Origin of the sequence: Frondihabitans sucicola (genome assembly GCF_030296615.1) — a bacterium.
In the GTDB taxonomy this organism is placed as follows: Bacteria; Actinomycetota; Actinomycetes; order Actinomycetales; family Microbacteriaceae; genus Frondihabitans; species Frondihabitans sucicola.
In genome coordinates this window covers 2,938,087-2,958,251 of sequence record NZ_AP027732.1, presented here as the reverse complement: position 1 = coordinate 2,958,251, position 20,165 = coordinate 2,938,087, and the positions used below count along the sequence as shown (strand labels likewise).

19 protein-coding genes and 3 pseudogenes are annotated in these 20,165 nt (G+C 69.3%); 20 read left to right on the top strand and 2 right to left on the bottom strand.

Annotated features, from left to right (window positions below; translation table 11 throughout):
• Positions 1-4: 4 nt before the first annotated feature.
• The 4 genes and pseudogenes from QUE79_RS26205 (at position 5) to holA (ending at position 4,108) form a co-directional block, all read left to right on the top strand.
• A complete protein-coding gene (locus tag QUE79_RS26205) occupies positions 5-709 on the top strand; it encodes an SLBB domain-containing protein (protein ID WP_434011009.1) in 705 nt (234 codons plus the stop codon).
• Positions 706-1,404, top strand: a complete 699-nt coding sequence (locus QUE79_RS15240; protein ID WP_286343822.1) for a hypothetical protein — start codon at positions 706-708, stop codon at positions 1,402-1,404. The genes QUE79_RS26205 and QUE79_RS15240 overlap by 4 nt, the downstream gene beginning before the upstream one ends.
• Positions 1,401-2,537, top strand: a pseudogene (locus QUE79_RS15235) (ComEC/Rec2 family competence protein); the annotation flags it as partial. The gene QUE79_RS15240 and the pseudogene QUE79_RS15235, both read left to right, overlap by 4 nt.
• A gap of 542 nt (positions 2,538-3,079) precedes the next feature.
• Positions 3,080-4,108: a DNA polymerase III subunit delta gene (gene holA, locus QUE79_RS15230; RefSeq protein ID WP_286343821.1), complete on the top strand. Its 1,029-nt coding sequence runs from the start codon at positions 3,080-3,082 to the stop codon at positions 4,106-4,108.
• A 214-nt stretch (positions 4,109-4,322) separates the two neighbouring features.
• Here holA and rpsT read toward each other — a convergent pair whose 3' ends face one another.
• Positions 4,323-4,583: a 30S ribosomal protein S20 gene (rpsT, locus tag QUE79_RS15225; protein ID WP_286343820.1), complete on the bottom strand. Its 261-nt coding sequence runs from the start codon at positions 4,581-4,583 to the stop codon at positions 4,323-4,325.
• 242 nt (positions 4,584-4,825) lie between these two features.
• Between rpsT and QUE79_RS15220 the strand changes: the two genes are divergently transcribed.
• The 6 genes from QUE79_RS15220 to hemW all read left to right on the top strand — a co-directional run bounded on the left by QUE79_RS15220 (position 4,826) and on the right by hemW (position 10,079).
• On the top strand, positions 4,826-5,977 hold the full coding sequence (locus QUE79_RS15220; RefSeq protein ID WP_286343819.1) for a pyridoxal phosphate-dependent aminotransferase: 1,152 nt from the start codon (positions 4,826-4,828) through the stop codon (positions 5,975-5,977).
• A gap of 117 nt (positions 5,978-6,094) precedes the next feature.
• Positions 6,095-7,945, top strand: a complete 1,851-nt coding sequence (lepA, locus tag QUE79_RS15215) for a translation elongation factor 4 (protein WP_286343818.1) — start codon at positions 6,095-6,097, stop codon at positions 7,943-7,945.
• A 51-nt stretch (positions 7,946-7,996) separates the two neighbouring features.
• Entirely contained in the window at positions 7,997-8,155 is a 159-nt protein-coding gene (locus QUE79_RS15210) for a hypothetical protein (RefSeq protein ID WP_286343817.1), read from the top strand.
• 44 nt (positions 8,156-8,199) lie between these two features.
• Positions 8,200-8,700 (top strand): DUF1990 family protein, encoded by a 501-nt coding sequence (locus QUE79_RS25650; protein ID WP_350271556.1) that lies wholly within the window; start codon positions 8,200-8,202, stop codon positions 8,698-8,700.
• Complete coding sequence (locus tag QUE79_RS25645; protein WP_350271555.1) at positions 8,604-8,849, top strand: DUF1990 domain-containing protein; 246 nt, start codon at positions 8,604-8,606, stop codon at positions 8,847-8,849. Before QUE79_RS25650 ends, QUE79_RS25645 begins: the two co-directional genes overlap by 97 nt.
• Before the next feature lie 3 nt (positions 8,850-8,852).
• Positions 8,853-10,079 carry a radical SAM family heme chaperone HemW gene (gene hemW, locus QUE79_RS15195; protein WP_286343815.1) on the top strand — a complete coding sequence of 409 codons (1,227 nt, stop codon included), beginning with the start codon at positions 8,853-8,855 and terminating at the stop codon, positions 10,077-10,079.
• A 135-nt stretch (positions 10,080-10,214) separates the two neighbouring features.
• Here the strand turns inward: hemW and QUE79_RS15190 are convergent, their stop codons facing one another.
• Entirely contained in the window at positions 10,215-10,685 is a 471-nt protein-coding gene (locus QUE79_RS15190; RefSeq protein WP_350271554.1) for a DUF4870 domain-containing protein, read from the bottom strand.
• 200 nt (positions 10,686-10,885) lie between these two features.
• Between QUE79_RS15190 and hrcA the strand changes: the two are divergent.
• The 10 genes and pseudogenes from hrcA (at position 10,886) to QUE79_RS15140 (ending at position 20,128) form a co-directional block, all read left to right on the top strand.
• Positions 10,886-11,907 (top strand): annotated as a pseudogene (gene hrcA / locus QUE79_RS15185) (heat-inducible transcriptional repressor HrcA).
• A gap of 89 nt (positions 11,908-11,996) precedes the next feature.
• Positions 11,997-13,103: a molecular chaperone DnaJ gene (gene dnaJ / locus QUE79_RS15180; RefSeq protein ID WP_286343814.1), complete on the top strand. Its 1,107-nt coding sequence runs from the start codon at positions 11,997-11,999 to the stop codon at positions 13,101-13,103.
• Positions 13,104-13,105: 2 nt separating this feature from the next.
• A complete protein-coding gene (locus tag QUE79_RS15175) occupies positions 13,106-13,837 on the top strand; it encodes a 16S rRNA (uracil(1498)-N(3))-methyltransferase (RefSeq protein ID WP_286343813.1) in 732 nt (243 codons plus the stop codon).
• 40 nt (positions 13,838-13,877) lie between these two features.
• A complete protein-coding gene (locus QUE79_RS15170) occupies positions 13,878-14,255 on the top strand; it encodes a histidine triad nucleotide-binding protein (RefSeq protein WP_286343812.1) in 378 nt (125 codons plus the stop codon).
• Entirely contained in the window at positions 14,248-15,336 is a 1,089-nt protein-coding gene (locus QUE79_RS15165) for a PhoH family protein (protein ID WP_434011008.1), read from the top strand. Before QUE79_RS15170 ends, QUE79_RS15165 begins: the two co-directional genes overlap by 8 nt.
• Positions 15,333-15,794, top strand: a complete 462-nt coding sequence (gene ybeY, locus QUE79_RS15160) for an rRNA maturation RNase YbeY (RefSeq protein WP_286343811.1) — start codon at positions 15,333-15,335, stop codon at positions 15,792-15,794. The genes QUE79_RS15165 and ybeY overlap by 4 nt, the downstream gene beginning before the upstream one ends.
• 9 nt (positions 15,795-15,803) lie before the next feature.
• Positions 15,804-17,126 (top strand): hemolysin family protein, encoded by a 1,323-nt coding sequence (locus QUE79_RS15155; RefSeq protein WP_286343810.1) that lies wholly within the window; start codon positions 15,804-15,806, stop codon positions 17,124-17,126.
• Entirely contained in the window at positions 17,123-18,022 is a 900-nt protein-coding gene (gene era, locus QUE79_RS15150) for a GTPase Era (protein WP_286343809.1), read from the top strand. Before QUE79_RS15155 ends, era begins: the two co-directional genes overlap by 4 nt.
• Before the next feature lie 116 nt (positions 18,023-18,138).
• Positions 18,139-19,425 carry a sensor histidine kinase gene (locus QUE79_RS15145; RefSeq protein ID WP_286343808.1) on the top strand — a complete coding sequence of 429 codons (1,287 nt, stop codon included), beginning with the start codon at positions 18,139-18,141 and terminating at the stop codon, positions 19,423-19,425.
• A pseudogene (locus tag QUE79_RS15140) lies at positions 19,422-20,128 on the top strand (response regulator transcription factor). The gene QUE79_RS15145 and the pseudogene QUE79_RS15140 overlap by 4 nt, the downstream one beginning before the upstream one ends.
• Positions 20,129-20,165: the final 37 nt, after the last annotated feature.

The following is a 20,165-nucleotide window of genomic DNA, read 5'->3' as shown; positions in this document are numbered from 1 at the left end:
ACGCATGTCTCCCGCCGTTCGCGCCTCAGCCCCCGCCGAATCTCGTCCCCCCGACTTCCGCGAGCCGGGTTCGGCCCCTCGCTGGCGGGTGGGTCTCGGCGCGGTGGTCATCGTCGTCCTGGTGCTGATCGGTGTCGGGGTCGTCCTGTCGGCGGTCGCGTCTGCCCGCGAGTCGATGTCGACGACCGATTCGGGCGGCTCCTCCGGCGTCGTCGACTTCGCGACCGGTTCCGTCGACACCTCCACTCCTGCTGGTCGCAGCGTCTTCGTCCATCTCCTCGGCCGTGTCGCGCACCCCGGCCTCTACGAGGTCGAGGCGGGTTCGCGTGCGGTCGATGTCGTCACGGCCGCGGGCGGGTTCGCCGCAGAAGCCGATGAATCGGCGCTCAACCTGGCCCGGCCGGTGACAGACGGCGAGCAGATCGTCGTGCCGAGGGTGGGGAGAACCCGCCGTCGCCACCGGCGGCTCCCGGACCGACGGGTGCCGGTGCCGCCGCGGGGTCCGGCGGCGTCGACCTCAATTCGGCCGACCAGGCCACCCTCGAGACGCTGTCGGGTGTGGGGCCGGCGACGGCGGCGGCGATTCTCGCGTGGCGGGACGAACACGGTCGCTTCGAGAGCGTCGAAGACCTCCTCGACGTCACCGGCATCGGCGAGAAGAAGCTGGCTGCGATGCGCGACTCCGTCACGGTCGGCTGACGACTCGTGATCGACGTCCGACTGGCCGTGCCGGCCGCGGCCGCGTGGGTCGCCCTCGTCGTCGCGCTCCCCGCTCCGGAGGCGTTGCCGCAGATCGCCGCCGCGTCGGCAGCAGCGGGTCTCGGCGCGGTGGCCGGCGGGCTCGTGGTCGCGCGCTCCTCGAGGCAGCGTCGGCGCCGAGGCACGATCCTGCCCGCGGTGGCGCTCGTGCTGATCGCCGTCGCTGCGGCAACGACCAGCGCTGCCCTGCGCGACGCTGAGAGACGACCGGCAGCGGCCGTGGAGGCCGTGCGCCAGGGGGCCGAGGTCCACCTACGGGGAGTCGTGACGGCGGTCGACCCCGCGACAGGACATCTTCGGATGACCGCAGCGGTCCTGACCCGGCGTGAGCCTGTGCGCGTGAGGTTTCCGGTCTTCGTCGTCCGCGCGACGTTCGGCTCCGAGGTACCTCGCGCCGGCGACACGGCCGCGCTCTCGGGTCGCCTCGCCGACTCCTCTCCGGGCGACCAGGTCAGCTTCCTCCTGCACCCGACGGGCGAGGTCGAGGTCTCCAGGGCGCAGCCGGGGCTGCAGAGCTGGGCAGGCGCGGTCCGCGAGGGATTCGCGACACTCACGCAGAGGCTCCCGGGCGACGGGGAGCCCTCCTGCCCGGGCTCAGCATCGGCGACACGGGCCGCGTCGACTCCGGCCTCGATTCGTCGATGAAGGCGACCGGGCTGAGTCACCTCACGGCCGTGTCCGGGGCGAACTGCGCCGTGGTCGTCGGCCTGGTCCTCCTCGCCGGAGGAGCTGTGGGTCTGCGCAGGTGGCTCCGGCTCGTCCTCGCCGCCGGCACACTCGTCCTGTTCGTGGTGATCGTGACCCCCGAACCGAGTGTCCTGCGCGCCGCGATCATGGCTCTGATCGCGCTCCTGCTGCACGGCGTCGGCCGCCCGACCGGCGGGCTCCCGCTGCTCTCGACCGCGGTCGTCATTCTCCTCGTAGCCGATCCCTGGCTCGCCCGCAGCTACGCGTTCTCCCTCTCCGTGCTGGCCACGGCCGGCCTCGTCGTCCTGACCCGGCCGATCACGACCCTGCTCACTCGGGCGGTCCCGGAGCCGCTCGCCGTCACGCTCGCCGTGCCCCTGGCGGCGCAACTGGCTTGTCAGCCGCTCCTGCTCACGCTCGATCCAGCCATCCCCGTGTTCAGCGTGGTCGCGAACCTCCTCGCCGGGCCGGCGGCACCGGTCGCCACGGTCCTGGGCCTCGCGGCCTGCCTCCTGGCCCCGCTGTGGGAGCCCGGCGCTTTCGTCATCGCGGTCGGCGCCTGGGCTCCGGCAGCCTGGATCGCAGCCGTTGCGCGATTCTTCGCGGACGCACCGGGAGGCAGGCTGGCGTGGGGCTCCGGCACGGCAGCGATCGTCGCAGCCGCCGGCATCGTGGTGCTCACGGCGGCGGTCGTCCTCACGACGCCTCACCGACGCGGCAGGAGGCTCGCCGTCGCGATCCTGCTGGCCGTGGCGGTGCCCCTCGGCACGCTCGCGACCGGGCGAGAGGTCGGGCGCCGGCTGGCCCTTCCGCGCGACTGGCAGTTCGCGCAGTGCGACGTCGGCCAGGGCGATGCCCTCCTGATCCGGTCTCGGGGCGTCACCGCACTCGTCGACACCGGAGAAGACGACGTCCTCCTGCGCGACTGCCTGAGCCTCTTCGGCGTCGATCGACTCGACCTGCTCGTCCTGACCCACTTCGACCGCGACCACGTGGGTGCGGCCGACACGCTCGCCGGCCGCGCCGCGGCCGTCCTCGCCGGTCCGGTCGACGACGAGGCCGCCGGTCGGCTGCTCGCCTCGCTGGAGAACGCCGGATCCCGCGTCATCACGGCCGTGCCCGGCACCACGTTCAGGCTCGGAGAACTCACGGCCGAGGTCCTGTGGCCACCCGACCGGACGGTCGCGGGCAACGGCGCAAGCGTCGTGCTGGCGGTGAGACCCGGCCAGGACTGCGAGAGATCGTGTCTCTCCGCGATCCTCCTCGGCGACCTGGGCGAGCACGAGCAGCTTCGGCTCCAGGGCCGCGCGAGGCCGGACCGGGTCGACGTCGTGAAGGTGTCGCACCACGGATCGCGTGACCAGAGCGCGACCCTCTACGAAGCCCTGTCACCCGAGGTCGCGCTGATCGGCGTCGGCGCCGACAACGGCTACGGGCATCCGACTCCGCAGACCCTGGCCCTGCTGAGGCGGACGGGTGCCGAGATCGAGCGAACGGACACCGACGGAAGCGTGGCGGTGGCCCAGGGCTCCGACGGCCGGGTGACGGTCTGGCGGCAGGGGGCGCGACTGTCGGCGGCCTCACCTAGGCTTGACTCCGGTCGCGATATCCAGCGCGCGTCCGGAGGAGGAACGTGGCTGCGCGTGCGACGGGCAAGGCGACCAAGAGCGCCGTCTCGATCGACCAGGTCGCCTGGGATCGAATCCGGCCGGCTCCCGTCATCCTGGTTTCCGGGCCTGAGCAGTTCCTCGCCGACCGCGCCGTCCGCCAGCTCCGAGACCAGTTGGCTGCCGAAGATCCGAGTCTCGAAGTCAACGACCTCGAGGCAGATCACTACGGGCCGGGCGAGCTCATCACGCTGGCGAGCCCGTCCCTGTTCGCCGAGCCGCGGCTCATCCGGGTTTCCAGCGTCGAGAAGTGCACCGACGCCTTCCTCACCGAGACGCTCGACTACCTCCAGGCGCCGGCCGACGACACCTACCTCGTGCTGCGGCACGGCGGCGGCGTTCGGGGCAAGAAACTCCTCGATGCGCTCCGGGGCGGCCTGGGCGCCGGGATCGAGGTGGTCTGCGCAGAGCTCAAGAAAGACACGGAGAAGCTCGACTTCGCAGCCGCCGAATTCTCGGCCGAGGGCCGGCGAGTCACCGCGGGCGCGCTCCGCGCGCTGGTCCAGGCGTTCCAAGACGACCTGGCCGAACTCGCCTCGGCCTGCCAGCAGCTGCTGTCCGATGCCAGTGCCGAGATCACTGAGGCCACAGTCGAGAAGTACTACTCGGGGCGCGTCGAGACCAACGCGTTCAAGGTGGCCGACTCCGCCATCGCCGGTCGGCAGGGCGAGGCGCTGATCCTGCTCCGTCACGCCCTCGCCTCCGGTGCCGACCCGGTGCCCATCGTGGCGGCGTTCGCCATGAAACTTCGCACCATGGCCAAGGTCAGCGGCGGTCGCGGCGGCTCGGGTCAACTGGCGTCGCAGTTCGGGCTCGCACCCTGGCAGGTCGATCGCGCGCGCCGCGACCTCAGCGGGTGGAGCGACGAGGGGCTCGGCAACGCGATCGACCTCCTTGCCACGACCGACGCGGCCGTCAAAGGCGCCGAGCGCGACCCGGTCTACGCGCTCGAGCGAATGGTCACCGTCATCAGCCGCCGAGGCGCTCTGCGCTGACCCGCCGCGCGCCGGCGTGGCCGCCGCCGGTCGCGTGCGCCGAGTGGGCCGAAATGTACGGCTGCGAGTGCTGAGGCGGGCTTTTCGGCCCTCTCGCCGCACTCCGGCGGAGCCGCGCCGACGCGGAGTCCGGTCCGCGCGTCGCGCCCGCGAACGACGAAGGCCCCGCCACCCGGAGGGGTGCGGGGCCTTCGACGAGAGCGAAGAGAGATGCTCAGAGAGCGCTGACCTGCTTGGCGATCGCCGACTTGCGGTTGGCGGCCTGGTTCTGGTGGATGACGCCCTTGCTGACGGCCTTGTCGAGCTTCTTCGAAGCAACGGTGAGGGCGGCGGTCGCGGCGGCCTTGTCGCCCGTGGCGATTGCGGCGTGGGTCGAGCGGATCGCGGTCTTGAGGCCGCTCTTGACCGCCTTGTTGCGCTCCTGAGCCTTCTTGTTGGTGCCGATGCGCTTGATCTGCGACTTGATGTTTGCCACTGTGGTGAACCTTCTCTGTCTGGACGTGGACCTGGCGGATACCCGTCGATCCGGATGATTTGTACGCAGCCGACCTGATCCGTAGAGGGCGGACCCGATCGCCGAAGCGAACTCGGCTGCGATTCGCTGCGCAGCGGGGAAGCGGCAGCGGAAGCCAACACACAACACTACCAGGGTGGGGCCGCGGTCTCAACGGACGCGTCCGCGCGAGTCGCGATGATCCTGCCCGGTAATCTCGAGGCATGCCCTCGCTCGCCCCGCACATGTCCTCGGTGCCCGGTTCCGGCATCCGGCGCGTCTTCGAGATCGCTCTCACACTCGATGACGTGACGATGCTCGTCGTGGGCGAGCCGGACGTCCCCGTCGCCCACCACATCATCGATGCGGCGCGGCGCGCGTGGGCCGAAGACCGCACCGGCTACACGCCCAACGGCGGGATCACGCCCCTGCGCGAAGCCCTCGTGGCGAAACTGGCGCGCGAGAACGGTGTCGTCGTCGACGTCGAGCAGGTCTGGGTGACCGTGGGTGCGACCCAGGGACTTCACCAGGCGATGGGCCTCCTCCTGGCGGCCGGCGACGAGATCCTGGTTCCGGATCCCGGCTACACGACGTTCACGATGAACGCCCACATGTTCGACGCGCGTCCGGTTCCGTATTCACTTCTGCCGGCGCAGGGCTTCCAGCCCGACTTCGACGAGCTGGAACGTCTCGTGACGGCCGAGACCCGGGCCATCATCGTCAACTCGCCGTCGAACCCGCTCGGGATCGTCTTCGACGAGGCCGTTCTGCGAGAGCTCCTCTCCTTCGCCAAGCGGCACGATCTCTGGGTCATCAGCGACGAGGTCTACGAGTACTTCACCTACGGTGCCACCCACGTCAGCCTGGCCGCGCTCGACGACGACGACCGCGTGTTCAGCGTCTTCTCGCTCAGCAAGACGTACGCGATGACCGGCGTCCGCGTGGGTTATCTGGTGACCCCGAAGGGACTCGCCGAGACGATGCGCACCGTGCAGGAGGCTCAGATCAGCTGCGTGGCCGAGCCCGACCAGCTCGCAGCGCTGGCGGCGGTCACCGGTGACAACCAGCCCGTCGCCGATGCCCGCGAGCACTATCGCGAGAACCTCGAGCTCGCCACGGGCATCCTCGACGAGCGCGGCCTCCGCTATTTGACGCCCCACGGGGCCTTCTACCTCTGGATCGACGTCTCGCACGCGTCTCGCGGCGACGTCGCCACCTGGGCCGAGACCTTCCTCTTGACCGAGCGCGTGGCCGTGGCGCCGGGGAGCGCCTTCGGGCGCAGCGGAGAGGGCTGGATCCGCATCAGCCTCGCCTCGACGGCGGACGACCTCGTGACGGGCCTCGGCAAGATCCCGTCTCCGTCACCTGCCGCCTGACCGAGTTGCCGTCGGGCTCGGCGCGCAGGCTCGACGCCGCTCGCCGGCATGGGAGAATCGACTCTACGTCCCGGGCGGCACCGCCGGGCGCCGTCCCCCACCAGCCAGAAGGAACGCGTGAGTCCCCAAGCAGCAACCGCCCTCGAACCGGCGTCGACCGCGCCCGAGGTCATCCGCAACTTCTGCATCATCGCCCACATCGACCACGGCAAGTCGACGCTCGCCGACCGAATGCTCGGCATCACGGGCATCGTCGAAGATCGCGCGATGCGTGCCCAGTACCTCGATCGCATGGACATCGAGCGCGAGCGCGGCATCACGATCAAGAGCCAGGCCGTGCGCATGCCGTGGGCCGTCGACGGCACCACCTACGCTCTCAACATGATCGACACCCCCGGGCACGTCGACTTCAGCTACGAGGTGTCCAGGTCCCTCGCCGCGTGCGAGGGCGCGATCCTGCTCGTCGACGCGGCCCAGGGCATCGAGGCCCAGACGCTCGCCAACCTCTACCTGGCGCTCGAGAACGACCTCGAGATCATCCCCGTTCTCAACAAGATCGACCTTCCCGCGGCAGACCCCGACAAGTACGCGGCCGAGCTCGCGCAGCTCATCGGCGGCAAGCCAGAAGACGTCCTCCGCGTGAGCGGCAAGACCGGCATGGGTGTCGAAGAGCTGCTCGACGTCGTGGTCCAGCGCATCCCCGCGCCCACGGGAGTCAAAGACGCCCCGGCGCGCGCGATGATCTTCGACTCCGTGTACGACAGCTACCGCGGTGTCATCACCTACGTCAGAATGATCGACGGCACCCTCTCGCCTCGCGAGAAGATCCAGATGATGTCGACCAGGGCCATCCACGACATCCTCGAGATCGGTGTCTCGTCGCCGGAGCCCACCGTCTCGAAGGGGCTCAGCGTCGGCGAGGTCGGCTACCTCATCACGGGCGTGAAAGACGTGCGGCAGTCGAAGGTCGGCGACACCGTCACGACCGCGGCCAAGCCGGCGACCGAGGCTCTGGCCGGCTACACCGAGCCGCTGCCGATGGTGTTCTCCGGGCTGTATCCGATCGACGGCAGCGACTACCCCGTCCTGCGCGAGGCGCTCGACAAGCTCAAGCTCTCCGACGCGGCCCTGGTCTACGAGCCCGAGACGTCGGTGGCGCTCGGCTTCGGCTTCCGCTGCGGATTCCTCGGCCTCCTGCACCTCGAGATCATCACCGAGCGGCTCGAGCGCGAGTTCAATCTCGACCTGATCACGACGGCGCCGAGTGTGGTCTACGAGGTCACCACCGAAGACAAGAAGACCGTCACGGTCACCAACCCGTCCGAGTTCCCCGACGGCAAGATCACCAGCGTCGCCGAGCCGGTCGTCAAGGCCGCGATCCTGGCGCCGAAAGACTACGTGGGCGTCATCATGGAGCTCTGCCAGGGGCGCCGCGGCACCCTCCTGGGCATGGAGTACCTCGGTGAAGACCGGGTGGAGCTCCGCTACAACATGCCGCTGGGCGAGATCGTCTTCGACTTCTTCGACCAGCTCAAGAGCAAGACGCAGGGCTACGCGTCGCTCGACTACGAGCCGAGCGGCGAGCAGGAGGCCGACCTCGTCAAGGTCGACATCCTCCTCCAGGGCGAGCAGGTCGACGCGTTCTCGACGATCGTGCACCGCGACAAGGCGTACGCCTACGGCGTGCTGATGACGGGCCGCCTCCGGGAGCTCATCCCTCGTCAGCAGTTCGAGGTACCCATCCAAGCCGCGATCGGCGCCAGGATCATCGCGCGCGAGTCGATCCGGGCGATGCGAAAAGACGTGCTCGCCAAGTGCTACGGCGGCGACATCACCCGCAAGCGCAAACTGCTCGAGAAGCAGAAGGAGGGCAAGAAGCGCATGAAGACCATCGGTCGCGTGGACGTCCCTCAGGAGGCTTTCATTGCTGCGCTCTCCGGCGACGTGGAGAAGAAAGACAAGAAATAGCGCGAAGCCACGAGGCGGGCACAGCGGCCGCAGAGCGAGTTGGCTGGGCTGATGCCTGTCCTCTTCATCATTCTCATCATCGCCGCGATCGTCATCTTCGGCTTCGGCATCTTCGTCGCTGCGCTGAAGTTCCTCATCATCGTCGGGATCATCCTGTTCATCATCGGTGTGATCGGCTGGATCCTGCGAAGCGTCCGCAACCGCACCTGATCCGGCTGCCAGCGCGCGTCCGTCCCGGCCTTTAGACTTTCCGAATGCGCCGAGCCACACACACCGAGACCCAGACGACCTACGGGCAGGTCGGGGCGACGCAGGCCCCCGACCTGATGCAGTATCCGCCCGCCGGCTTCCGCCCGGTCGAGTACCGCACGCGCGTCGGCCACGGAGACGCGCGCTTCGAGGCCGCGTGGGCGGCGATCATGACCTGGAAGGTGCAGGAGCGCAGCGGCATCAAGGTCACGGTCGACGAGATTCCTGCGGTCGACGAGGGCGCTTACACGCCCGTCACCTTCGACGACGAGGGCAACCCCTCGATCCTGCCGACTACGCCGCGCCCGACGGCGAATCGCACTTCTCTCCGGAGGGTGAGCCGTTCCTCACCGCCGGCACCACGGCCACGCTCGAGATCAGGGCCTACGGCCGAACCACGCACGCCCCCGTGCGCGTCGTCTACGTCATCGACGAGCCGACCCGCAAGGGCTTCGCCTACGGAACCCTCGAGGGTCACCCCGAGAGCGGCGAAGAGTCGTGGGTGATCGACCAGACCGACGACGGTTCCGTCTGGCTCACCGTGCGCGCCTTCTCGCGTCCTGCGAATTGGAAGTGGCGGCTCGTGAGCCCGTTCCTGCGCGCCCAGCAGAACAAGTTCACGCAGCGCTACCTCCGCGTGCTGGTGGGCGACTAGCCGGTGCCGAGCACTCTCCCGATCGCTGATCCGGCGCCGGCCGACGGCCTCCTGCCCCCGACGGTTCGCGACGGGGCGGATCGCCGTGCGTTCGGCGTCTACCTGCACGTCCCGTTCTGCCGGGTGCGCTGCGGCTACTGCGACTTCAACACGTACACGGGCGACGAGCTCCGCGGGGCGAAGCGCAGCGACTACGCCGGTCAGGCGATCCTCGAGGTCGAGAAGGCGGGCAGGATCCTGCACGACGCCGATCTTCCCGACCGTCCGGCTGCAACCGTCTTCTTCGGCGGCGGCACCCCGACCATGCTGCCGTCGACCGATCTCGCTGCCATGCTGCACGCGGTCCGCGACACCTGGAGCCTCGCCGCTGGAGCCGAGGTCACCACCGAGGCCAATCCCGACTCCGTCGACGCCGCGTACCTCCGCGAGCTCAAGGCGGCCGGATTCACACGGGTCAGCTTCGGCATGCAGTCGGCCGTTCCGCGGGTGCTGGCCACCCTCGAGCGCACCCACGACCCGGCGCGCATTCCGCTCGTCGTCCGGTGGGCGCGCGACGCCGGTCTCGACGTCAGCCTCGATCTCATCTACGGCACGCCGGGCGAGACCCTGGGCGACTGGGAGCAGTCGCTCGACGCCGCCCTCCTGCAGGAGCCCGACCACCTCTCGGCGTACTCGCTGATCGTCGAGGACGGCACCAAGCTGGCGCGTCAGATCCGTCGCGGCGAAGTCGCCCAGCCGGACGACGACACCGCCGCCGACATGTACGAGCTGGCCGATCGGCGCCTCGCCGATGCCGGGTACGACTGGTACGAGGTCAGCAACTGGGCGAAGGGCGACGCCCACGCGAGCAGACACAACCTCGCCTACTGGCAGGGGCACGACTGGTGGGGAGTGGGTCCCGGCGCGCACAGCCACGTCGGTGGTGTCCGCTGGTGGAACGTCAAGCACCCCGCGGCCTACGCCGACCGCATCCTGGCCGGCGTGTCACCGGCGGCCGGGCGCGAGACCCTCGACTCCGAGACCCGCCGAACCGAGCGGATCCTGCTCGCCGTCCGGGTTCGGGACGAACTGTCGACCGCGGAGCTCGACGCCACCGGCCGCGCCGCCGTGGCGGGTCTGATCGCCGACGGGCTCGTCGACGGACGAGCCGCCCTCGCCGGGACGATGCGGCTCACCCTGCGCGGCCGCCTCCTCGCCGACGCCGTCGTGCGTCGTCTGCTCGGCGACTGATCCTCGGCGACGACGCTGGGGCACTGCCCTCGGGCACTGCCCTCGGGCACGGACCTCGTCGCGTGCGAGTAGCGCCCGTCCGCCGACCGTCGCCGTGTCCGAAGCGGGTCGAGGGGCGGTGCGGGAGCGGCCGCCTCAGTTCTTGATGAATTCGATCGAGATCGGGTACCTGTAGTACTGGCCCCGGTTGGCGGCGATCGCGGCGATGATCGAGAAGATGATGATCACGATGCCGACCGCGAAGATGATGAGCGTGCCGATGAACACGATGGTCAGGATCGCGCCGATCACGTAACCGATCAGCATCGTCAACTGGAAGTTGAGGGCGGCGCGCGTGTGCTCCCGGATGAACGGGCCGCGGTCTCGAAGCACGAGGTAGCCGATCAGCGAGGGAAGGAAGCCGAACGGGATGCCGCCGATGTGGATCAGCGTCGCCCACAGCCGCTCGTCCTCCGGACGCATCGGCTGCGGCGTGTAATTGCCGCCGTACGGCGCGCCACCCGGCGCGCCACCGGGTGCGGCTCCCTGCTGGCCGCCGGGGTTTCCGGAGGAGCCGGGCGGGGGAGTCGGTTCGTGATCGCCGGCCGGATTCGGGGTGTCGGTCATTTCGATTCACCAATCGTCTGCGCCTTTGCGCCCGCCCGGAGATCGCTGGGAAGGCCTGGACGGCCCCGAGCATATCGGCACGCGGGCCACCGAGGCCAGAGGTGTGCAGGAGCGTGGAGTAGGATTAGCAGTCTTATCGACGGAGTGCCAGCGCCTGGCAGGGCGCCGTCGCGCAGGTGGTGCGGAGGCAGGAGGTGGCTGTGGTCAGCGAGCGAGGTCTCGAAGTCCTCCGGGTGATCGTGCACGACTACGTCGAGTCACGGGAGCCGGTCGGCTCCAAGTCGATCGTCGAGCGTCACCAGTTCGGCGTCTCCGCGGCGACGATCCGCAACGACATGGCCCTCCTCGAAGAAGAAGAGCTCATCGCCGCCCCGCACACCTCGTCCGGCCGCGTGCCGACAGACAAGGGGTACCGGCTCTTCGTCAATCAGATGGCCGATCTCCGTCCTCTCAGCCAGGCGCAGCGCACGGCCATCGAGACGTTCCTCGGCAACTCCTCCGATCTCGACGAGGTTCTCTCGCGCACGGTCCGGCTGCTCTCGCAGCTCACCAATCAGGTCGCCCTCGTCCAGTACCCCACCTTCTCCAGCGCCGCCGTCCGGCACGTCGAGCTGGTCCGGCTCAGCGACACCCGCGTGATGACGGTCCTCATCACCGACGCCGGTCACGTCGAGCAGCGCACCCTCGACACGGGTCGCGAGATCGACGAGGCCTTCCTCGGCGAGCTGCGCGCAAAGCTCAATGGTCTCATCGGCGGTCGCTCCCTGACCGAGGCGGCTTCCAGGCTCGTCGACTTCCCGGCGCAGTTCCGTCCCGAGCGCACGCCGTTCGTCGAGGGGTGGTCAAGAGCCTCCTCGACGAAGCGACGGCCGGCCGCCAGGAGAAGCTCGTCATGGCGGGAGCAGCGAACCTCGTCCTCACCGAGGACGACTTCTCGGGCAATCTCTTCCCCGTCCTCGAGGCGATCGAGGAGCAGGTCACGCTCCTGCGCCTGTTCGGCGAGATGCGGGCCGGCGACGTCGACGTCGTCGCGAGCATCGGCCGAGAGAACGAGTCGTTCGGTCTGGCGCAGACCTCGGTGCTGGCCTCGCGGTACACGGCGTCCGGCGGCGAGATCGCCCGCCTCGGCGTCCTGGGCCCCACCCGGATGGACTACTCGAGCAACATGGCGGCCGTCCGCGCGGTCGCCCGCTACCTGTCCGGGCTCCTCGGCGAGCACTGACGGGCCGCACCCCAGACAGAACTTCAGACCGGGGCACCGCACGGCGCCCATCCATGACACCAGCACCACAAGAAGCACGACGGAGACAAGTGGCAGATCACTACGAGGTCCTCGGGGTCGACCGGCAGGCGACGCCCGAAGAGATCAAGAAGGCGTACCGGAAGCTCGCGCGCGAGCTGCACCCCGACGTCAACCCGAGCCCGGAGGCCTCCGAGCGGTTCAAAGACGTCACGCACGCCTACGACGTCCTCAGCGACCCGCAGCAGCGGCAGCGCTACGACGCCGGTCCCCAGGCCGGCTTCGGCGGTGGTGGCGGTGCAGGTGGCTTCGGCGACATCTTCGACGCGTTCTTCGGCGGCGGACAGCAGCAGCGGCAGGGCCCGCGATCGAGGCGCGAGCGCGGTCAAGACGCCCTGCTCCGCCTCGAAGTCGAGCTCGACGACATCGTGTTCGGCGTCCAGCGCGACATCGAGGTCGACACGGCCGTGCTGTGCGACACCTGCCACGGCTCCTGCTGCGCCCCGGGCACCAGCCCCCAGACGTGCGACATCTGCGGCGGTTCGGGTCAGATCCAGCGCACCGTCCGATCGCTGCTCGGCAACGTCATGACCTCCAGCCCCTGCGGCACCTGCCGCGGCTACGGCACCGTCATCCCGAACCCGTGCCCGACCTGCCAGGGTCAGGGCCGGGTCCGCGCACGCCGCACGATCCCCGTCGACATCCCCGCCGGCGTCGACACCGGCATCCGGCTCCAGATGCCCGGCCAGGGCGAGGTCGGCCCCGCCGGTGGTCCGAACGGCGACCTCTACCTCGAGGTCAAGGTCAAGCACCACGACGTCTACAGCCGCAACGGCGACGACCTCCTCGCCACGCTCGAGGTGCAGATGGCGGATGCGATCCTCGGAACGTCGACCACGGTCACAGCGCTCGACGGCGACATCCAGGTCGAGGTGAAGCCGGGCACTCAGAGCGCCGACGTCATCACGATCAAAGACCGCGGTGTCACCAGGCTCCGTGGTTCGGGTCGCGGCGATCTCAAGATCGGCGTGCAGGTCATCACCCCGACCAAGCTCTCGCACAAAGAGCGCGAGTTGATCGAGAAGTTCGCCTCCGGTCGCAAACACGACCAGCCGATGCTCTCGCAGTTCCAGCAGGGGCTGTTCGGCAAGCTGCGCGACCGCTTCCTCAACTTCTGATCGTGGCCCACTTCTACCTCGTCGAAGAGCTCGCCGACTCCGCGGTCGGATCGGACGTCATCGTGACCGGGCCCGAGGCTCGGCACGCCGTGACGGTCAGCCGAGTGCGAGTCGGTGAGACTCTGCGGGTCGGCAACGGGCGCGGGCTCGTCGTCGAGGGCGAGGTGCGCGAGGCGAGCGGCGACCGATTGGTGCTGTCCGTCCAGGCCGTCACGGAGCATCCTGCGCCCGCCCGCCGGGTGGTCCTCGCCCAGGCCCTCGCCAAGGGCGACCGCGACGAGCTCGCCGTCCAGGCGGCGACCGAGCTCGGCGTCGACGAGGTCGTGCCGTGGGCCGCCGGGCGGAGCATCTCCCGGTGGGAGGGCCCGAAGGTCGCCAAGGGCCTGGCGCGCTGGTCGGCGGTGGTGCGTGAGGCCACGAAGCAGTCCGTCCGTCCGTGGGCGCCGCAGGTCGGGCAGGTCGCCACGACGGCCGATCTGGTGAAACGCGCAGGATCATCCCGGGTCCTGATCCTCGAACCGACCGCCACCCGGTCGCTGGCCGAGGTCGATCTGGGCGACGAGTCCGACGTGGTCATCGTGGTCGGCCCGGAGGGCGGCGTCACGCCCCACGAGATCCTGACGCTCGAGGCCGCCGGGGCGACCACGGTGAGACTCGGCGACTCGGTGCTGCGCACGTCGACGGCCGGGCCTGCCGCGCTGGCCGTTCTCAGTGTTCGCCTCGGGCGTTGGTGACCCCGGTCTCGCCGCTAGCGGGATCGGTACGATGAGGGGCATGAGTCACGAGCAGGAGACCGAGCCGTCCATCTTCACGCGCATCGTCCGGCGCGAGATCCCGGCGACGATCGTCTACGAGTCCGAGACGGTGATCGCGTTCCACGACATCGCTCCCAAGGCTCCCGTGCACCTGCTCGTCGTTCCGAAGACCCAGCAGTACGCGAACGTCGTCGAACTGGCGGCGGGCGATCCCGGTCTGCTGGCCGACGTCGTCGCCGTCGGTCGCTCACTGGCCGAAGACCCTTCGCTGATGAAGGAATTCCCGCTCGGTCAGTTCCGCTTGATCTTCAATACCGGCGAAGCCGTCGGTCAGACCGTTTTCCACGTCCACGCACACGTGATGGCCGGGAATCTCCAGGAAGGCTCACTTGCCTAGCAATTCCAGCAACGACCTCCAAGACACGTCGCGTGTCGACCTCGTCGTCGACGGGGTGGCCATGGTGCAACTCCTCGGCCCGCAAGACCGACTGCTCCGAGCGGTCGAGAAGCAGTATCCGCTGGTTCGCGTCCTCGTCCGCGGCAACGAGGTCGCCCTCGAGGGCCCCCGCGCCGACGTCGAACGAGCCCACGTGCTCGTCGACGAGCTCGTCGCCATGGTGCGCCAGGGCCACGATCTCGGTGCCGCCGACGTGGCGACCACGGGCCGGATCCTCGACAACAACCAGGGGCACCCGGCCGATCTCTTCGGCACCGCCATCGTCACGAACAAGGGCAAGAGCGTCCGCGCGAAGACGCTCGGCCAGAAAGAGTACGTCGACGCCATCGACGAGAACACGATCGTCTTCGGCATCGGCCCAGCCGGTACCGGCAAGACCTACCTCGCGATGGCGAAGGCCGTCCAGGCGCTGCAGCGCCGCGAGGTGACGCGCATCATCCTGACGCGCCCCGCGGTCGAGGCGGGTGAGCGCCTCGGCTTCCTGCCCGGCACGCTCACCGACAAGATCGACCCCTATCTGCGGCCGCTCTACGACGCCCTGAACGAGATGATGGATCCCGAGGTGGTGCCCAAGCTGCTCGCGGCCGGCACGGTCGAGGTGGCTCCGCTCGCCTACATGCGCGGTCGCACGCTCAACGACGCGTTCGTCGTCCTCGACGAGGCGCAGAACACCACGCCCGAGCAGATGAAGATGTTCCTCACCCGACTCGGCTTCGGTTCCAAGATGGTGGTGACCGGCGACGTCACGCAGGTCGACCTCCCGACCGGGGCCAGCGGCCTGCAGCTCGTCACGCGAGTGCTGGACGGCATCGACGACATCCACTTCGCGCGCCTCACGAGCGACGACGTCGTGCGGCACACGCTGGTCGCGCGCATCGTCGACGCCTACACGAAGTTCGACGCCGACAAGCAGGCCCAGCAGTACGCCAGGCAGCAGAAGCGCGAAGCCGACGCGTCGCCGGTCCCGGCGACGGCGACGGCCCGCCAGGTCACAGCGCCCACGACAGGAGAGCATCGGTGAGCATCGAGATCAACAACGAGTCGGCGATCCCCGTCGACGAGAACACGATCCTTCGCCTGGCCACGTTCGCGCTCGACCAGATGCACGTGCATCCGGAGGCCGAGTTGGCCATCGTCCTGGTCGACGAGGGCGCCATGGAACAGCTCCACGTCCAGTGGATGGACGAACCGGGCCCGACCGACGTCCTCAGCTTCCCGATGGACGAACTGCGCCCCGGCACCGAAGAAGACCCCACCCCGCCCGGCCTCCTCGGCGACATCGTGCTCTGCCCCCAGGTCGCGACGGCTCAGGCGGTGACGGCGGGTCACTCCGCTCTCGACGAGATGCTGCTCCTGACCACGCACGGGATCCTGCACCTGCTGGGGTTCGACCACGCGGAGCCGGACGAGAAGGCCGAGATGTTCGGCATCCAGGGCGAGATCCTCGCCGCTTTCGCCGCGGCCGAGTCGCAAGCGTAGACGACCGTGATGATCGCGATCTTCGTCACCGCGGCCGTCCTGCTCGTCATCGTCGGTGGCGTGCTCGCCGCCGCGGATTCCGCCCTCACGGTCCTCAGCCGTCACGACCTCCTGGAGCTCGCCGAGACGCATCGTCGCGGTGGACGCTCGATCCGCGCGATCGCCGACGACGTCGGCGCACACGTCAACGCGATCAACTTCGTCCGCGTCCTCGCCGAGACGGCCGCCGCCGTGCTCGTGTCGCTCGCCTTCGCCTACTCGATTCCCGAGTGGTGGTGGGCGCTCCTCCTGTCGGCCCTCATCATGACCGCGGTCTCGTTCGTCCTCGTCGGCTCCAGCCCACGCAGCGTCGGGCGGGCGCACGCCCGCGGCCTCATCGCGCTCGTCGCCGGTCTCGTCCGCGCGCTCCGGCTGGTCCTCGGACCCATCGCGGCCGCCCTCGTCGCGGTCGGCAACTGGGTGACCCCGGGGAGGCCGCGCACGGCCTCGTTCTCGTCGGAGGAGCAACTGCTCAGCATGGTCGACGAAGCAACAGAACTCGACGTCCTCGACGAGGACGACCGCACGCTGATCCACTCCATCTTCGAGTTCAGCGAGACGGTCGTTCGCGAGGTGATGATCCCGCGCACCGACATGGTCACCGTCGACGCCGATCAGACGGTCGAGTCGGCCATGGCGGTCTTCCTCGGAAAGGGCGTTTCTCGCATCCCCGTCATCGGCCGCGACAGCGACGACGTCTTCGGCATCATGTATCTCCGCGACGCCGCCCGCTTCCTCCACGAGCGCCGCGGCGGCACGGTCCGACACGCGTCCGACCTCGCCAAGCCGGCCGTCTTCGTGCCCGAGTCGAAGCGCGCCGACGAGACGCTCCGCCAGATGCAGTCCGAGAAGAACCACTTGGCGATGGTCGTCGACGAGTACGGCGGCATCGCCGGGCTGGTCACTCTCGAAGACCTCATCGAAGAACTGGTCGGCGACATCAGCGACGAATACGACCAGACCGTGATCGAACACCGCGAGGTCGCCGACGGCGTGCAACTCGTGAGCGCGCGGATGCCCGTCGACGAGCTCGGCGACCTGTTCGGCATCGAGCTCGACGACGACGACGTCGACTCCGTCGGCGGTCTGCTCACCAAGGCCCTCGGCCGCCTGCCCGAGCGGGGGTCGCAGGCGACGGTCTCCGGGCTCGTGCTCACCGCCAATCGCACCGAGGGGCGCCGCCGCAACCTGCAGACCGTGCTGGTGAGCCGGGATCCTGCCCTGCAGTCGAGCCAGGCCGCCTTCAGCGACACCCCCACCACGACCATCCCCAACGAGCGGACCAACCGATGACCTCCACCCCTGAGTACCGCGCCGGGTTCGTCTCGTTCGTCGGGCGCCCGAACGTCGGCAAGTCGACGCTGACCAACGCCCTCGTCGGTGAGAAGGTCGCGATCACCTCCTCGAAGCCGCAGACGACCCGCCGGGCGATTCGAGGCATCGTCCACCACAAGAGCGGGCAACTCGTCCTGGTCGACACCCCGGGCATGCACCGTCCCCGCACGCTCCTGGGCGAGCGCCTCAACAGCGTCGTCCAAGACACCCTCGGCGATGTCGACGTGATCGGCTTCTGCGTGCCTGCCGACGAGAAGATCGGCCCGGGCGACCGCTTCATCAACGAGCAACTCGACTCGTTCCCGCGCGCCAAGAAGGTGGCCATCGTCACCAAGATCGACGCCGCCTCCAAGGCCGCCGTGGCCGAGCAGCTCCTGGCGGTCAGCGCCCTGCGCGACTGGGAGGCCATCGTGCCGCTCTCGGCCGTGAGCAGGATCCAGCTCGACACCGTCGCCGCCGAACTCATCAAGCTCCTTCCGGTCTCCCCGCAGCTGTACCCGTCCGACCAGGTCACCGAGGAGCTCCTCGAGGATCGCGTGTCGGAGTTCATCCGCGAGGCCGCTCTCGAGGGCGTGCAAGACGAGTTGCCGCACTCGCTCGCGGTCACGATCGACGACATCGTCGAGCGGGACGACCGCGATCTCGTCGAGGTGTACGCCAATCTCTTCGTCGAGCGCGACAGCCAGAAGGGCATCGTCATCGGCCACAAGGGGCAGCGCCTCCGCGAGGTCGGCGAGCGGGCGCGCGCTCAGATCGAGCCGCTCGTCGGCAAGCAGGTCTTCCTGTCGATCCGGGTCAAGGTCGCGAAAGACTGGCAGCGCGATCCCAAGCAGTTGGGCCGCCTCGGGTTCTGAGACGCCGGGCACCTCGATCCGGCCGACGTACATCGACCGGATGATTCCGCGCGACGGAGGATGTCTGCTGACCGGAACCCGCTGACGGCGGCTCCGCCACCCCGTACGGTTGTGGGGTGATCTTCCGCCGTATCCGCACCCACCAGGTCGTCATCGACGTCCTGATCGGGCTCGTCGTCGGCCTGATCACGCTGCCGTTCGACCTGCACGCGAATCCGTTCTCGCTCGTCATCACTCTCGGCATGGCCGTCGCTCTGGCCTTCCGACGCCTCTCCCCGGCGACGGCCCTCTCGGTCGCGTGGGCGACCGCGGCCTTCGAGATGCTCACGCTGTCGACGCCGCAGGTCTCCAACCTGGCGATCTGCGCCGTGCTCTACGCTTCGGCGGCCTACGGGAGCGCTCGGGTCAAGTGGCTCGGCCTCGGGTCGGTGGGCATCGGCGCCGCGATCGGCATGTTCTACGTGACCTTCGCGCAGCTCGCCCTCTTCGGCGTCCTGCACGACGTCAGCAGTGCGACCGATCTCGTCCGCCTGCTGCTCCAGATCGGCATCACGTTCCTGGGGTTCCTGGCCCTGCTCGGCCTGCCGTGGGTCGGCGGCCAGCTGGTGCGCACCCGCTACGCGGCGCGGGAGAGCCGCGACCGTCAGCTCGTCGCCGAGCGCGAGGCCGCCCGGGCCGAGAACGTCGCCACGCAGGCCGAACGCGAAGCCGCCCGCGCCGAGCGGGACATCGCCGTCGAGCAGGAGCGCTCCCGCATCGCGCGCGACATGCACGACGTCGTGGCGCACTCGCTGGCCGTCGTCATCGCCCAGGCCGACGGCGCCCGGTACGCCTACAAAGCCGATCCCGACTCGGTCGAGGAGAACCTCGGCACGATCGCCGCGACGGCCCGCGAGGCGCTGGTCGAGGTCAGGGTCCTTCTCGGGCAGCTCCGCCACAGCCAGGGTGCCGCCCCGCAGCCCGTGCTCGGCGACCTCGAGAAGCTCGTCGAGCAGATGACCACAGCCGGACTGTCGATCGACCTCCGGTCGAGCGGCGTCCCCGCGCAGCTCGGCAGCAATCGGCAGCTCGCGATCTACCGCATCGTCCAGGAGTCGCTCACGAACGTCCTGCGGCACGGCGACACCACCTCGTCGGTCGACGTCCTGTTCGACTGGCGTCCCGACGACCTCACGATCATCATCGCCAGCACGCTCCGGGCGACGACGCCGCTCGATTCCGATGCCCTGACCACCAGCGGGCAGTACCGGCCCGACGAGCGCCGCGGCCACGGCGTCGTCGGCATGCGCGAACGCGCCACCCTCGCCGGCGGTACCCTCACCACGCACCAGGCCGGCGGTCGATTCATCGTCCGGGCCAACATCCCGTCCACCGCACTGACCCAGGAGGTCCGGCTCCGATGAGCATCGCCACAGAAGAACCGTCGACCCCGACACCCACCAGCACCATCAAAGTCGTCCTCGTCGACGACCAGGCGCTGTTCCGCGCCGGTATCCGCATGGTCGTCTCCTCACAGAGAGACCTCGAGTTCGTCGGTGAGGCCGGCGACGGCCAGGAGGGGTCGAGGTCGTGGCCCGCACCCAACCCGACGTCGTCCTGATGGACATCCGCATGCCGGTCATGGACGGCATCGCGGCGACCGCCGCCATCCTGGAGCAGGCCGACCGCGAGCGTCGTCGCGCGCCTCGCATCCTGGTGCTGACGACGTTCGACCTCGACGAAGCAGCCACCCGGGCGATCCGCGGCGGTGCCAGCGGCTTCGTGCTGAAAGACAGCGACCCGGAGTTCCTCCTGGCGGCGATCCGCACGGTCCACGCCGGCACCTCCGTGATCGCGGCGGGTGCCACCCGCGAGCTGTTCGAGCACTTCGACGGCAGCGCCGGTGGAGCGAAGCAGGTGCCCGAGGCCTTCCACAGTCTCACGACCCGCGAGAAAGACATCTTCCAGTCGGCGGCCCGCGGCCTCAGCAACTCCGAGATCGCCCAGCTCGAATTCCTCAGTGAGGCCACGGTCAAGACGCACATCTCGCGGATCCTCGCGAAGCTCTCCCTCCGCGACCGCGTTCAGCTCGTCGTCTACGCCTACGAGCACGGTCTCACGAGCTGATCCGCGGCGTTCGTCGCACTCCCAGCCGCCGAGTGGT

What these genes read in the sequence shown, in the direction of transcription:
- QUE79_RS26205 (WP_434011009.1), top strand. Translation starts at nt 5, where the DNA reads ATGTCTCCCGCCGTTCGCGCCTCAGCCCCCGCCGAATCTCGTCCCCCC.
- QUE79_RS15220 (WP_286343819.1), top strand. Translation starts at nt 4,826, where the DNA reads ATGCCCTCGCTCGCCCCGCACATGTCCTCGGTGCCCGGTTCCGGCATC.
- QUE79_RS15210 (WP_286343817.1), top strand. Translation starts at nt 7,997, where the DNA reads ATGCCTGTCCTCTTCATCATTCTCATCATCGCCGCGATCGTCATCTTC.
- QUE79_RS25650 (WP_350271556.1), top strand. Translation starts at nt 8,200, where the DNA reads ATGCGCCGAGCCACACACACCGAGACCCAGACGACCTACGGGCAGGTC.
- QUE79_RS15190 (WP_350271554.1), bottom strand. Translation starts at nt 10,685, where the DNA reads ATGACCGACACCCCGAATCCGGCCGGCGATCACGAACCGACTCCCCCG.
- QUE79_RS15170 (WP_286343812.1), top strand. Translation starts at nt 13,878, where the DNA reads ATGAGTCACGAGCAGGAGACCGAGCCGTCCATCTTCACGCGCATCGTC.
- QUE79_RS15155 (WP_286343810.1), top strand. Translation starts at nt 15,804, where the DNA reads ATGATCGCGATCTTCGTCACCGCGGCCGTCCTGCTCGTCATCGTCGGT.
- era (WP_286343809.1), top strand. Translation starts at nt 17,123, where the DNA reads ATGACCTCCACCCCTGAGTACCGCGCCGGGTTCGTCTCGTTCGTCGGG.